10 protein-coding genes are annotated in these 13,174 nt (G+C 60.6%); 4 read left to right on the top strand and 6 right to left on the bottom strand.

Annotated elements, in window-relative coordinates; genetic code table 11:
- Positions 1 to 434 precede the first annotated feature (434 nt).
- Entirely contained in the window at positions 435 to 1,127 is a 693-nt protein-coding gene (locus tag KTAU_RS01880; RefSeq protein WP_151726774.1) for a DedA family protein, read from the top strand.
- 155 nt (positions 1,128 to 1,282) lie between these two features.
- Here the strand turns inward: KTAU_RS01880 and serA are convergent, their stop codons facing one another.
- The 3 genes from serA to pyk form a co-directional block, all read right to left on the bottom strand.
- Entirely contained in the window at positions 1,283 to 3,001 is a 1,719-nt protein-coding gene (gene serA, locus KTAU_RS01875; protein WP_170292991.1) for a phosphoglycerate dehydrogenase, read from the bottom strand.
- Positions 3,002 to 3,036: 35 nt separating this feature from the next.
- Positions 3,037 to 4,200: a pyridoxal-phosphate-dependent aminotransferase family protein gene (locus KTAU_RS01870; RefSeq protein ID WP_151726772.1), complete on the bottom strand. Its 1,164-nt coding sequence runs from the start codon at positions 4,198 to 4,200 to the stop codon at positions 3,037 to 3,039.
- A gap of 289 nt (positions 4,201 to 4,489) precedes the next feature.
- Complete coding sequence (gene pyk / locus KTAU_RS01865; RefSeq protein ID WP_151726771.1) at positions 4,490 to 5,989, bottom strand: pyruvate kinase; 1,500 nt, start codon at positions 5,987 to 5,989, stop codon at positions 4,490 to 4,492.
- A 516-nt stretch (positions 5,990 to 6,505) separates the two neighbouring features.
- Here pyk and rpsP point away from each other — a divergent pair.
- The 3 genes from rpsP to rimM are packed head-to-tail and all read left to right on the top strand — an operon-like array spanning position 6,506 to position 7,717.
- Complete coding sequence (gene rpsP, locus KTAU_RS01860; RefSeq protein ID WP_151726770.1) at positions 6,506 to 6,799, top strand: 30S ribosomal protein S16; 294 nt, start codon at positions 6,506 to 6,508, stop codon at positions 6,797 to 6,799.
- Positions 6,800 to 6,826: 27 nt separating this feature from the next.
- Complete coding sequence (locus tag KTAU_RS01855; RefSeq protein WP_069803405.1) at positions 6,827 to 7,057, top strand: KH domain-containing protein; 231 nt, start codon at positions 6,827 to 6,829, stop codon at positions 7,055 to 7,057.
- 60 nt (positions 7,058 to 7,117) lie between these two features.
- On the top strand, positions 7,118 to 7,717 hold the full coding sequence (rimM, locus tag KTAU_RS01850; RefSeq protein ID WP_170292990.1) for a ribosome maturation factor RimM: 600 nt from the start codon (positions 7,118 to 7,120) through the stop codon (positions 7,715 to 7,717).
- Between the two features lie 335 nt (positions 7,718 to 8,052).
- Here the strand turns inward: rimM and KTAU_RS01845 are convergent, their stop codons facing one another.
- The 3 genes from KTAU_RS01845 to KTAU_RS01835 all read right to left on the bottom strand — a co-directional run bounded on the left by KTAU_RS01845 (position 8,053) and on the right by KTAU_RS01835 (position 12,965).
- Complete coding sequence (locus KTAU_RS01845) at positions 8,053 to 9,330, bottom strand: ROK family protein (protein WP_151726768.1); 1,278 nt, start codon at positions 9,328 to 9,330, stop codon at positions 8,053 to 8,055.
- A gap of 426 nt (positions 9,331 to 9,756) precedes the next feature.
- The gene (gene glpK, locus KTAU_RS01840; protein WP_228026280.1) at positions 9,757 to 11,238 is read right to left on the bottom strand and encodes a glycerol kinase GlpK; all 1,482 of its coding nucleotides are present in this window, start codon (positions 11,236 to 11,238) and stop codon (positions 9,757 to 9,759) included.
- Positions 11,239 to 11,417: 179 nt separating this feature from the next.
- Complete coding sequence (locus KTAU_RS01835) at positions 11,418 to 12,965, bottom strand: amino acid permease (protein WP_151726767.1); 1,548 nt, start codon at positions 12,963 to 12,965, stop codon at positions 11,418 to 11,420.
- Positions 12,966 to 13,174 lie beyond the last annotated feature (209 nt).

Genomic DNA, 13,174 nt, shown 5'->3' with positions numbered 1-13,174 from the left:
TTCCCTGCTCTTCCCCTTGCCAAAGCTGCTCCAACGAGCGCAGATGGGCGAGGCGCAGGCAGAGGCACTGGCTTAGACTTGACGATGGAATCTCCCCACGAGACCTGCTACGCGCTCCCCTTGCGTCGAAGAAGGCCATTCGCTTAGATGATACGTTGCCAGACCAACTTTGTTGCAGAGCAAGATTGCTCACCGCTTCGGGCCAGCGCTTGCAACTCTATCGATGGCCCACTCGTCTTATGGGTGGAGTAAAAAGGGCACATGAAGATCTGGCTTGAGACATGGTTGGGACCATTTCACGATAGGTCAGTAATAGCTCCTTCTGTTGTATACTCTTCAGGAAGAAGAGAGAAAAACAGAGGGAAGCTTCCTGCCATTGGATACATGACTGGCTAGCTGGCTGGCATGGTTTGGTCTAAGCGGAAAGGAACAACATGCTAGAGACACTGATCCAGTTCCTGCTTGACAATATTCTTTTCAAAGCTCATCCAATAGTTATTTATAGTATTGTAGCCCTATTTCTCTTTTTAGAAAGCTGCGGAATTCCGGTCATCAACAGTACGCTTTTGCTACTCACTGGAGCGCTGGTGACGCTCGGCCATCTGGATTTCTGGCCATTGGCCGGGGCTGCACTGTTGGGGAGCTGTGTGGGGGCCTGCTTGGCCTATTGGATCGGCGAATGGGGAGGGCGTCCAGCGCTGGTGCGGCTAATGAAATTCCTGCGTATTGATGAGGGCAAAGCGAATGTGGCAGAGGGTTGGTTTCAGCGTGCGGGGGCCTGGATGATCTTCCTCTCGCGGATCACTCCTTATGTTCGTCCCTTTGCCTGCTTTCTGGCGGGCATATCGCGCCTGAGTTATCGGCGCTTCCTCCTGGCCATGTTTCTCGGCTCCCTGCTCTGGTGTGTGGTGATCATTCGCCTCGGCATGGTTCTTGGAAAGCATTGGCGTTGGGGGGTTGCTCTGGTCCAGCAGTATACGCTGCCGGCCTGTCTGATCTTAGTAGCCCTCATGGCGCTCTCGCTGGCCATAAGCCGCCTGCTGCAGCGTCAGCTCAAGCAGCGCTTTCTGCAAGAGCACTCGCGCCAGGGTGAGGGGACCGAGCACCAACTGCTCAAAGTCCAATGAGCTGAAGGGCATAGACCTGGAGAGGGAGAAAAGGAAGGCAGTCCCTTCCCGCATCTAAAGCTCTAGCCGAGGCGGGGAAGGACTGCCCTTTGGTGCCTGGGCTTGCGTATCCAGGCAAGCAAGCAAGCCCAATGTCCATCGCTAGGCGTTACTCCTCAGAGGTTGACCACCGTCAAGCCGAAGATATCGCCCGAGGCGCGGATCTCTTCGAGGGCCCAGTCGGGGATCGGATCATCGACTGAGATAATCATCAGAGCGATGTCGGGTTGGGCGCCGGGGTGACGCGGACGCGGAGCGCGCTCGATTGGTCCGACATCCATATGGCGGATATTGACGCCGGCCTTGCCCAGGATGGTGCCCACGCGTCCGATCATGCCAGGTTGATCGGGATTGCGGCAGAAGAGAATGTACCCCTCGGGCACAAACTCCGTCCAGTAGCGACCGACCCGCACAATACGCGGCTCCCCGTGCATGACTGTACCACTGAGCAACTCGACGTGCTCAGCCTCGCTCTCGCCCTGACCTGCGAAGGAGGCCCGGCCATTGACATCGAGCACACGCAGCGTCACCAGGTTAGCAAACTCGCTTGCCGTAGGCGACTTCTGCTCCGTGATCTCCAGGCCGCGTTGCTTCGCTAGCAGAGGAGCATTGATCATGTTGACATGGGCGTCTGAGATAGGTTCCAGCAGGCCCTTAATGAGAGCAGCCTGGAGCGGACGCAGATCGTAGGCGGTAATCTCGCCACTGTAAGACAGCTCGATGCGATGGAGCGGGCCTGGCTGGAGCTGGGTATAGAGGCGCCCCATTTTCTCCAACAGCGTCATATAGGGCTGGAGGACCTTCAGTGTCTCAGGCAGGATGAGCGGGGCGTTGACCGCGGCGCGAGGGAAGCCACCGCGTAGGACGGTCACAATCTGCTCAGCCACGTCGAGAGCCACGCCGACCTGAGCCTCCTCAGTCGAGGCCCCCAGGTGAGGAGTAGCCACTACCTGCTCATGACTGACCAGCTCCCGTAGCAGAGCGTGATCGCGAATCGGCTCCTGACTGAACACGTCGAGCGCGGCCCCGGCCAGGCGCTGCTCTTTGAGCGCCTGCAACAAGGCCTCCTCGTCGATGAGGCCGCCACGTGCGCAGTTAATCAAGCGAGCGCTGGGCTTCATCAGGCTCAGCTCACGAGCGCCGATCAGACCGCGCGTCCCGGAGGGGCCAGTGGTCAGCGAAGTATGGAGCGTGACGAAGTCGGAGCGACGCAGCAGATCCTCGAGGTTCGTCATCTGCACGCCCAGCTTACTGGCCTGCTCTGCCGAGACATAGGGATCGAAAGCGATCACCTCCATCTCCAGGCCGCGAGCGCGCTTTGCTACCTCGCTACCGACCTTTCCCAGGCCAATAATACCGAGCACTTTATTGCGGACCTCGCTGCCCAGAAAGCGGCTCTTCTCCCACTTACCGGACTTCATACTACGGTCGGCAGCGGGAATATGGCGCGCCAGGGCCAGTAACATCGCGATTGTATGCTCGGCAGCAGCGACCACGTTGCCCAGGGGGGAATTCACCACCATGATGCCGAGGCGTGTCGCTGTCTCTAAATCGATATTATCCACGCCCACCCCGGCGCGTGCGACAATCTTCAGGCGCTTGCCAGCGGCGAGCACCTCGCGCGTCACTTGCGTCTCGCTGCGCACGACGAGGGCGGCATAATCGCCAATGATCGAGCATAGCTCAGCGGGAGAGAGGCCCGTACGCACATCGATCGTGGCCTCTGGCAGATGGGTGCGTAGAAAATCGATGCCCTCCTGAGCCACGCGATCAGCAATCAAAATCTTTACGGTCTCTGTTGGCGCAGGCGGCGCAGGCTGTCTATCCTCAGCCATCACCATAGCCTTGCTCCCCCTTCCTGCAGCGGCGTTCAACGGCCCGTAAAGCCGAAAGAGCGCAGGCGCTGCTCCACCTTATCCATAGCCTCGGCCAGATCCTCCTCACGGAAGTAGCCCAGATGGCCGACGCGGAAAATCTTACCCTCCAGGTGCTCCTGGCCGCCCCCCAGAACGACGCCATCCTGCTCGCGCAGAGCCTTCATGAAAGCCTTGGTATTGAAGCCCTCTGGCAAGCGGACCGCTGTCACCGTATTCGAAGCGTAGCGTGGATTGGCGAACAATTCGAGGCCCATCTCGCGAGCGCGGCGGCGTACGTATTCACCGGCGCGGCGGTGGCGCTCAAAGATCGCCTCGCGTCCTTCTTCCAGCATCAGCTCCAGAGCGCGATCGAGGGCATAGAAGACCGAAACCGCCGGCGTCGTAGGGTGCTGACCGGCCTCCAGTCTCTTGCGCGAGCTGGCCCAATCAAAGTAAAAGCGCGGTAGTTTGGCGCTCTTATTGGCCTGCCAGGCGCGTTCGCTGGCGGCAATCATCATCACCCCTGGGGGAGACATCCAGCCCTTCTGCGAACCCGTAAAGACGACATCGAGGTCCCACAGATCCATTTCTAGCGGGATGCAGCCCAGAGAGCTAACAGCGTCCACAGCGATCAGGGCATCGGGATTGTGACGCCTGATCAGGGAGGCCAGCGTCTGAATATCGTTGGTCACCCCCGTTGACGTCTCATTATGGGTAACCAGCACTCCGCGGTAGGGGGGCAGCGTCTTCAGGCGGCTCTCTACCACATCTGGGTCGGCCCCCTCGCCCCAGGGGAACTCGATGCGGCTCACCTGCAGCCCGTAGGTCTCGGCGATACGTGCGAAGCGATTGCCGAAGGAGCCGATGGTAATCGCCACCACATGGTCGCCCGGGGAGAACAGATTAACAATAGCGCTTTCCTGCCCGCCTGTACCGGAGGCGGGATATGTCAAAACGGGAGAGCGCGTCTGGAAAAAGTATTGCAGCCGTGCGGTGACACGGCGCAGAATAGCGGCGAATTCCGGCCCGCGGTGGTTGATCATCGGGCGGGCCATCTCTGCCAGGATCTCATCCGGCACCACAGTGGGGCCGGGAATACGGAGATTCTGCTTAGGGATCGGAGCCCGTGGCTCAACCTGGGGAACGGGGATTGGGTTCTTTTCCTGCTGAACAGTCATGCACACCTCTTCTTCCTGAAACAGGACTCAAAAGCCGAGCCAGCCAGGCGGTACGTGCCATGCCATGTCTTGCCCCGTTGCAATAAGGCGCGGCGGGATAACATCGCTATTACCCGCCGCAGCCGATGGCGCTGGTCTGATGTTTTCCAGTATAGTCCTATTCAGCGAGGATGTCAAACGAGACGCGCCCTTGCCAGCCTGCCAATGCCCTCCGCTGCGGCATCGCGTTGGGGGGAGCGGAGGGCAGGGCGCTGAGGAAGAAGGGAAGTGTGGCTCTTGCTGGCCTGAGTTAGCCAGAGACGCGTCCCTCGCCGATGCGATGCAGTTTGACAAAATTGGTGCGTGCGCGACTGGCTACCGGCAGCCCGCCCATAATCACCACATGCTCACCGTCGCTGAGCAAATGGTCGCTCAGGAGGCGCTGCTCAACAGTGGCGATCAGCTCTTCGGTCGTCCCATGCATCTCGATCAGGCGTGGCCAGACGCCCCACCATAGGGCTAGCTGACGATAGACGCGCTCCGAGGGAGTATACGCCAGAATCGGACGGCGCGGTCGATCTTTAGAGATCAGGCGGGCCGAGTTGCCCGAGCGCGTGAAGACCACAATCGCCCGTACGCTGGCCTCCTCGGAGAGCGCGCGAGCGGCGTGGCTGACAGCGTGCTCCTGGGACAGGCGTCGGCAATGTGGTGGCTGAGCGGTCCGATCATCGGCCTCAGTCTCCTGAATAATGCGCACCATCATCGCCACTGCCTCCACGGGGTAGGAGCCGCTGGCCGTCTCGGCGCTCAACATCACGGCGTCGGTGCCATCAAGCAGAGCATTAGAGACATCAGCGACCTCTGCGCGCGTCGGTGTAGGATTGGTCACCATCGACTCCAGCATTTGCGTGGCCGTGATCACCGGCAGTCCTAGCTCGTTGCAGCGAGCGATGACGCGCTTCTGGATCAGCGGCACCTTCTCTAGCGACATTTCGACCCCGAGATCGCCGCGGGCGACCATCAACCCATCGGCCACCTCCAGAATCTCATCGAGGCGCGCCACGGCCTCTGGCTTCTCCAATTTAACAATGAGAGGAATGTCGCCCATAGCCTGCTGTCTGCCCTCATGGGCAGTGATCTCCGCCTGCAGCTCCTGAAGAAAGCGGCGGGCCTCCAGCACATCCTCTGGCCGGCGCACGAAGCTTAACGCCACATAGTCGACTCCGTATTGGACGCCGAAGCGCAGATCAGCGCGATCCTTCTCACTCAGCGCAGGGGCACTGACGGTCACGCCGGGTAAATTCATGCCTTTGTGCTCCTTGAGTAACCCCCCATGCACCACCTGACAGCGCACGGAAAGGCCATCGCTGGCGAGCACGCGTAGCTCCATCAGGCCGTCGTCGAGCAGGATACGATCGCCAGGCTTGACGTCTTGTGCGAGCAGCCCATACGTAGTGGGAATGACCGGTAGCTCGCCGCTCTGCTCTGGGAGAGGGACGCCTTCACCGTTGGTGGCCGACTCGCGCGTTGTGATAATCACCTGTCTGCCGGTCTCCAGGCGCAGCGGCTGCCCGCCGGGCAGACTGCCAACGCGGATCTTTGGCCCCTGCAAATCCTGAAGGATGGCCACGGGCCAGCCCAGCCGCGTCGAGATGCGTCGGATGCGCTCGATTACCGCGGCGTGCTCCTCGTGAGTGCCGTGAGAGAAATTGAGTCGGGCGACGTTCATTCCGGCCAGCATCAACTGCTCCAGGCGCTCCTCGCTGCTGCTAGCCGGTCCAATGGTACAGACAATCTTTGTACGACGCATGAACAAGCTATGCCCCCTCATACTCTGCATTCGCGCCTCATTATAGCAGAGAGCTAGCGAGCTGAGTGCTTCCTTTCCTGTCCTGCCGGACCCAAATCGGTGGACGTGCTCTGGCCCTGGCTGGCGTTCTGCATGATCCGGGCTTTGAGCAGGCGTGGAGGCCTGCCACGCCATCTGTTGACAAAATTTGTCGCCCGTGCTATCCTGATGACGCCATTGGGGCCATGCCCTATGCCTTGTCCTGCATCTACCAGGCTATGCCTCGCACGCAGCGGCGCAGTGTTTGCTCCAGCTTTCTCTTGCTTTGGCGTCGTCTGTGTATGAAGCGCTGTTTTCGGCGCGGCTGGCTGGCATGAGGAGGGGACAGCTTGACGGGCGTGGTTCCGCCGATGAGATCAATGAGGGTGCTAGCTCTACGCAGGCTGGACTGAGACGCGCAATGGCCAGCCCGGGCTAGCGAGAGAGAAAGTACTGTTGAGGACTTTCCCCGTTGGGGAGAGGAGAGAAGAGGGAAGCATGGCTGTTAAGATTCGTTTGATGCGCGTGGGCAAGAAGAAGGCGCCCAGCTATCGCATTGTGGTCGCGAACGCGCCTTCGCCGCGCGATGGGCGCATTATTGAGAATATCGGTTGGTATAATCCGTTGCGCGAGCCGGCGGCGGTGCAGATCGATGAGCAGAAGGCGCTGCGCTGGCTGCAGCATGGCGCGCAGCCCTCAGAGGCCGTGGTCGCGCTTTTCAAGAGCGCTGGAGTGCTGGAGCGCTTCGAGCAGGCGAAGGCAGGTTCTGCTTCCTCTGGTAAGGCAGAGTAGCTAGCTATGGCCGTGAGAAATTCTTCGATGCGCCGCTTGGTGGAATATATTGCGCAGTCGCTGGTGGATAACCCGGCGGCGGTGCAGGTGCGCGAGGTACGCAACGACCGTCAGGCAGTGGTCCTTGAGCTGCGAGTGGCGCCCGAGGACTACGGCAAGGTGATCGGGCGAGAAGGCCGCGTGGCCAAGGCCCTGCGTACGCTGATGCGCGCTATGGGGACGCGCGAAGGCCGCCATACCTCCTTGAAGGTTGTCTAGCCTGATTTCGCTAACCCTGTTTTTCTCTCGGAAACTCCAATGAGAGACACTGAGCGGGCGATGACTGCCAGTTCTATTCAAGGCACCATGGAATGGGCGACCGTGGGGCGGGTGATTGCCCCCTTCGGGTTGCGTGGCGAGATCAAGGTGTTGCCGATGAGCGACCTGCCTGACCGTTTTGCGCAGCTGGAGGCTATCTATTGTGGTTCCCCTCCCCGGCGCCATCGCATCGAGCATGTCCGTCCCTATAAGAGCGGCCTCGTTCTGCTGAAGCTGCAGGGCTTCGATTCGCTGACAGCTGCCGAGGCCCTGCGCAACTGCGAGCTGCAGATTCCACTGTCCGAGTTGCCTCCCCTGCCTCCCGATTCGTATTATCAGCATGATATCCTCAACCTGCGTGTCTTTACCCTCGATGGCCAGGAGGTAGGGTCGATCACTGAGATCTGGCTAACCGGTAGCAACGATGTCTACGCAATCCGCATGCCAGATGGCAGGCAAGCCTTAATCCCTGCCGTCAAAGAGGTGATCAAACAGATCGATCTGGTGCGCCGCACCATGTACATCGATCCCCTGCCAGGTATGCTGGATGAGCGAGAAGCTATTATTGATCGCGGTGAATTAGAAGACGTAGATGATGCAGGAGAGGGGTTTGACCTCTAAAAAGCCGCCTGTCTCTCGTTAGTCCCTCTTTCCCTGCTCGGCGCTGAACACCTTGCTCGCCTGTAGCTCTGCCGCGGAGACTGAGCGCTAGCAGATCGTTCTCCTGTAAACTTTCCTTCTTGCTCCTTCTCAACCCTTTATCAGCGTGAACTAGAGCGCGTCGGCGGGCCTAGTGAGACCGGCTGCCGTAGCGCGACAGCTTGGAGTCTCGGCCAGCGATTGCTCTTGCCTGGCCGAGCTGCTTGTTGGGCGCGTTGATTTTCTTATAAGGCTGAGTAACAAGCGCTAGCCTGGTTGACGGGGGCATGACTCACCGGGCCTGGGCGTGGGCTGGTCTAATGATCGCGACCACGCAGGCGGCGAGGATTCAGGCGAGGATGAGAAGGCGCTGCAGGACCAAGGTCATCGGGGGAGGGAGGTCCTGATGACTGGGGACGCTCGGTAACCAGCCAGCTGAGATCGTCGCTGGCAGGGGGAAGGCGATAGGTGCGGCTGGCGGAACGGCCCTCCCGCCGTCGGGCGGTGGCCAGCTCTTCTAGAACCAGCTCGCCTCCGCCTCTGCTGGCAAGTGCAGGAGCCTCCTGAGAGGGCAAGGCAGATGGCTCTCCCTCAGCTCGGTGGGCTGGCAGTGGGGCCAGGAACGGTACGGCGCTGCCGATGAGGGCTGCATCCCGTCCCAAATGCGCCGGGACAATGCTCAGGGCCTGGACGCGCTGACCCTCTTCCGCCGCTGGCTGTGCCCCAAATTGGGAGAGGAGCGAGTAGCGCAGATGACCGAGCAGCAGCTCATCAGCGTTGAGCAGACCGTTCCCCAGCACTACGACCTCGGGTGCGAAATGGCGCAGGTAATACGCCACTGCAATGCCGAGCCAGTGCCCCACCTCTTGATAAATGGAGAGCGCCAGGCTGTCTCCCCGGGCCGCCTCCTCGGCCAGCAACTGGGCGCTGAAATGCTCGCGATTGCTGAGACGCTGAAGCAGGCTGCTCGACTCACCCTTGCGAGCTGCACGCTGAATCAGGCGCTGGAGCGCCTCTAGCGAAACCAGGGTACTGATGCAGCCACGGCGCCCACAGCTACAGCGCGGACCAGTGTTGGCCACGGGTAGATGACAGACGTGACCAGTGCAGTCGCGGGCCGTCGGCTCCGGTTGCCCATCACTGATCAGCGCCGCACCCACAACCGCTTGAACGGTGAGTAGGAGAGCCTGATGCCTGTTCCTGGCGGCGCCAAAGGCATATTCACCCAGCGCTGCTGCCTCAACGTCGCTGTGCAGTCGTACGGGTAGGTGATAGCGCGTTTCGAGCAGATCGCATAGGGGAAAATGATTGAGGGAGGGAAGGAGAGGAATGAGAAAAGGACGGCGGTATGTCTGATCAAGTTTCCCCGGCAAGGCCACGCCAATACCGCGCAGAGCATAACCTGCTCCCTCGGCTCGCTGTATGGCGGCATCTATCGCCCGTAGATATGGCTCCAGCGTGGCTCGTGCTGGCCGCCCGCGCAGCGTTCTGGCCTCGAAGCGCTCCCGGACCTGACCGTTGGCAGAAATAATTGCGATCGTCGCCCGGCTGCTTCCAATCTCCACCCCGACCGCCGCGCTCAGCTCTCGCACCATAGCCCTGATCCTGCTAGCGGCTTCTGCCCGGGTGGCGGTACCTCATCAGAACAGATATTCTAGATGTGGTAGACCCGAGCAACATAGACAGAAACAATAACGACAGTTTGTGCAGTTCAAAGTATACTCACTGTTGAGAACATTTGTCAAGAGCATCTGTTCGTCTCCAGAGGTGCGCTGAGGTCGAAATCCAGCGAGAGGGAGAGGGCGCGCACCCTTCCCAGTCGGGGAGCAAGAAGGAAGAGAAGCCAGGCGCCGGCGAGATTGCCAGATCTAGGGGGAGCAATGAGGGGCAGCGAGGGGCCGCGAAGCCAGTAAGAGGGGAGCCATCTCGCCGGGCTAGCGAGGCGGCTCCCCGCTCCTGACCCCAAGCTGGCGGTCAGCAAAGGTAAGTGCGGGCCGACAGCAGGCAGAACGCGAGCAGGCTTAAGCAATAGCGGCCCAGCCGCGTGCGCGCTCCACCGCATTAAACCAGCGCCGATAGAGTGCCTCGATCGAACCATTGCCACGCGGGCGGTAGACCTTCGCCTCGCGCCAGAGGCGAGCCGTCTCCCTCTCATCGTGCCAGAGGCCTGCCCCGATTCCTGCCAGGAAAGCGGCGCCCAGGGCTGTCGTTTCCTGGACGGCGGCGATGTGTACCTCGACCCCAGTAATATCGGCTAGCGCCTGCATCAGGAAGCTATTGGCCGAGGCGCCGCCGTCGACTTTCAAGCTGCGGATTGGGCGCCCGGTATCTTGAACCATTGCCTGCAGCACGTCACGAGTGCTGAAAGCGATTCCCTCCAGGGTGGCCCGTACCAGATGGGCGCGTGTTGTGCCACGGGTCAGGCCGATAATCGTACCGCGGGCGTAACTATCCCAATAGGGAGCCGCCAGGCCGGCCAGAGCTGGCACAAAGAAGACGCCGCCGCTGTCAGGGACCGAGAGGGCCAGCTCCAGCGTCTCCTCGGGGCTGTGCACCAGGCCAATATCGCGCAGCCACTGGATCGCGGCCCCAGCCACATAGATGCCCCCATCGAGGGCGTAAACGATCTCCTCGCCGCGTGACCAGGCCACTGTCGGGAGCAAGCCGTGGCGCGAAGTCGGCAGCGTCTGGCCGGCGTTGAGCAAAATAAAGGCGCCGGTACCATACGTCACCTTGACATCGTTGGGAGCATAGCAGGCTTGACCGAAGAGGGCCGCCTGTTGGTCCACCAGGGAGGCAGTCAGCGGCAAAGGGTGCCCGAAGTGCTCCGCCGAGATCGTACCAAAGAGCGAGCAGGACGGCTGAATCTCTGGCAAGATCGAGCGAGGGATCTCCAGCAGCGCCAGGATCTCCTCATCCCAGTCGCGCAGACGAGGATTATAGAGCATCGTTCGCGAGGCCGTTGTCTCATCAGTGCGATGCTCGCCCAGCAGACACCACATCAACCAGGCGTCGGTAGTGCCCGCCAGTAGCTCACCACGAGCAGCTAGCTCACGAGCCCCGGGGACGTTATCCAGAATCCAGCGGATCTTCGTCGCCGAAAAGTAGGGATCAAGTGGCAATCCGGTGCGTTCGCGAATCAAGCGTTCGGCTCCCTCGCGGCGCAGCTGCTCGCACAGCAGATCGGTGCGGCGGTCTTGCCAGCTAATGGCATTATAGAGCGGTTGCCCGCTGCGCCGGTGCCAGACCACCACCGTCTCGCCCTGATTCGCCAGGCCGCAGGCCAACAGTGACACCTCGCCGGCTGTCTGCAGGGCCGCGCGGGCGTTCGCGATCACACTCTCCAGCAAGTCATAGGGATTCTGCTCCACCCAGCCCGGTTGTGGATAAGTCAGCGGCACCTCACTCGCAGCCTGAGCCAGACAACGAGCTTCGGCATCAAACACGAGCGCTTTTGTGCGGGTGGTTCCCTGATCGATAGCGAGTATTGCGGGAGCCATCATCCTTGCTCTCCTCCTGTACTGATGCCCTTCCCAACACAGCAGGGCCGGCGGCCCCTCATCGCCTCTGGCCCTGCTCGTGCGCTGCTGATCCCTCAATCACCCGTAGAGAGTAAGCCAGTGCACGAACAGGCCAGAGTAGCAAGCAGGTTGGGTTGGTCGGATAGAGTGCGCCGGCTCTGCTACGTTGTTGACGAGCCTGAGATCTCGGCGGAAGGTGAGGAGTTGCCCAAGGCCCGTACCGTCTCCTCGATCGGCACTGTCTTAAGGACCGCCGGTCGTGCAATCAGCAACCAGACGAAGTAGATCAGACCGAGTGCGAACATCCCCAGGGTATAGAGCCAGGGAACGGCGAACTGTCCATCGCGGAAGATCAGCAGTTCGAAGACGAGCCAGATGAGGGCCAGAATAATCACCGGCCATTCAAAGACCCCCAGATTGAGGCCGCCGGGAATGGAGGGTAAGCGGCGCCGGGCAGCCACATAATAGATCACCGTCAACAGGTAGATGATCGCGGGCAAGAGCGTGGCCGCCGAGAAGAGATTGCCGAGGGTTGTTGTCTGGTTCTGAGCCAGACCGATACCGGCGAAGAGGGCCAGGACCAGCTCGCACAGGACAAAGGAAAGTACCGTCGATGGAACCGGCGTGCCCGTGTTGGGATTAACCTGGCGCAGCCAGCGCGAGGCAGGAAAGCGCTCGTCGCGCGACATTGCCCAGATCAGGCGTGTCAATGTGATAAAGATCACCAGACCGCAGGCAAAGATCGAGAAAGTCACCAGCACCAGGAAAATATCGCCAACGATCGGCCCGAGGATATGGGTAATGATATCGGCCACTGGCGTCGCGGAGCTGGCCAGCGCCTGTAAATTGTCCGAGGCCAGATTAAGGGCGATCAGGAAGGCAAAGCCGACGACGCCGCTCAGCAGAACCGAAGACCACATGGCAAACGGCACCGTACGGTGCGCCTCCTGCGTCTCTTCGGCCAGGTTCGCTGCGGCCTCAAATCCGACGATCGTGAAGGCTCCCAGCAAGAAGGAGAGCATGAAAGGGCCACTGGAGAAGAGGCCGCCGAAGCTGAAGTAGTTAGCGGCGGGAACGCTGCCTGTGCTGAAGAGGTGATCGGGGTGGAGCAGGCCACGGACACCGCCGACGATCAGCAGCAGCAAGGTCAGGCCCACAATGCCAACCACCTCCGTGCCGACGGCGGTGTTGTTGATACGCGTCGCCCAGACAGTAGAAAAGAGCACGAGCAGCGTCTGGATGAGAATCACCACCGCGGTGGCGATCCAGGCATTGACCGGCGTCTCTGTATAGCCGAAGAGCATCGGCAGAACTGTCTGTGCCACCGCATAGTCGACTGCCACCACGTCGACGACTAGGAAGGTGAAGGAGATCCAGCCTGTGAGCCAGCCGATCTTTGGGTTAATCAGACGCGAGGCCCACTGATATGAATAGCCGGCCAGCGGAATGCGAGAGGCCAGAGCCCCAAAAACGAGCGCCACCAGGAGCTGACCGACAATGACCAGAGGCCAGGTCCAGATGCCGCGAGGCCCACCCCAGTTCAGCACTGAGCCGTAGGTGGTGAAGATACCCGTTGTGATCGAGATAAAGGAGAAACCTACAGCGAAGGAAGCGAAGCGCTTCAATTCGCGGCGGAATTCCTGCCGGTAGCCAAACTGTTCGACAAGCTGCTCTTCTGAGACCAGCTTTGGTTGCTCGCTGAGCGACATAGAAGGTGCTCCTTTCTTCGGCAGGGCGAACAGATGTGCATCCTTCATGGGGCGCTGGCTGAGGGGCAAGACCCGTACCAGCCCGGTGGGCGCCATACCCGCTCGCTCGCTAGTCGGGCTGGTAGCAATCCTCAGCTCAGGGCCTCATGGGCGCGCTCCCCTGCGCAGCAGACCGTGTGATAGCTTCATCCTGTTGAGGAATGAAGGAG

It is taken from the genome of Thermogemmatispora aurantia (genome assembly GCF_008974285.1).
In the GTDB taxonomy this organism is placed as follows: Bacteria; Chloroflexota; Ktedonobacteria; order Ktedonobacterales; family Ktedonobacteraceae; genus Thermogemmatispora; species Thermogemmatispora aurantia.
The sequence above is the reverse complement of the archived record's forward strand: the minus strand, read 5'-3'. Positions and strand labels throughout refer to the sequence as shown.

What these genes read in the sequence shown, in the direction of transcription:
- KTAU_RS01880 (WP_151726774.1), top strand. Translation starts at nt 435, where the DNA reads ATGCTAGAGACACTGATCCAGTTCCTGCTTGACAATATTCTTTTCAAA.
- serA (WP_170292991.1), bottom strand. Translation starts at nt 3,001, where the DNA reads ATGGCTGAGGATAGACAGCCTGCGCCGCCTGCGCCAACAGAGACCGTA.
- KTAU_RS01870 (WP_151726772.1), bottom strand. Translation starts at nt 4,200, where the DNA reads ATGACTGTTCAGCAGGAAAAGAACCCAATCCCCGTTCCCCAGGTTGAG.
- pyk (WP_151726771.1), bottom strand. Translation starts at nt 5,989, where the DNA reads ATGCGTCGTACAAAGATTGTCTGTACCATTGGACCGGCTAGCAGCAGC.
- rpsP (WP_151726770.1), top strand. Translation starts at nt 6,506, where the DNA reads ATGGCTGTTAAGATTCGTTTGATGCGCGTGGGCAAGAAGAAGGCGCCC.
- KTAU_RS01855 (WP_069803405.1), top strand. Translation starts at nt 6,827, where the DNA reads ATGCGCCGCTTGGTGGAATATATTGCGCAGTCGCTGGTGGATAACCCG.
- rimM (WP_170292990.1), top strand. Translation starts at nt 7,118, where the DNA reads ATGACTGCCAGTTCTATTCAAGGCACCATGGAATGGGCGACCGTGGGG.
- KTAU_RS01845 (WP_151726768.1), bottom strand. Translation starts at nt 9,330, where the DNA reads ATGGTGCGAGAGCTGAGCGCGGCGGTCGGGGTGGAGATTGGAAGCAGC.
- glpK (WP_228026280.1), bottom strand. Translation starts at nt 11,238, where the DNA reads ATGATGGCTCCCGCAATACTCGCTATCGATCAGGGAACCACCCGCACA.
- KTAU_RS01835 (WP_151726767.1), bottom strand. Translation starts at nt 12,965, where the DNA reads ATGTCGCTCAGCGAGCAACCAAAGCTGGTCTCAGAAGAGCAGCTTGTC.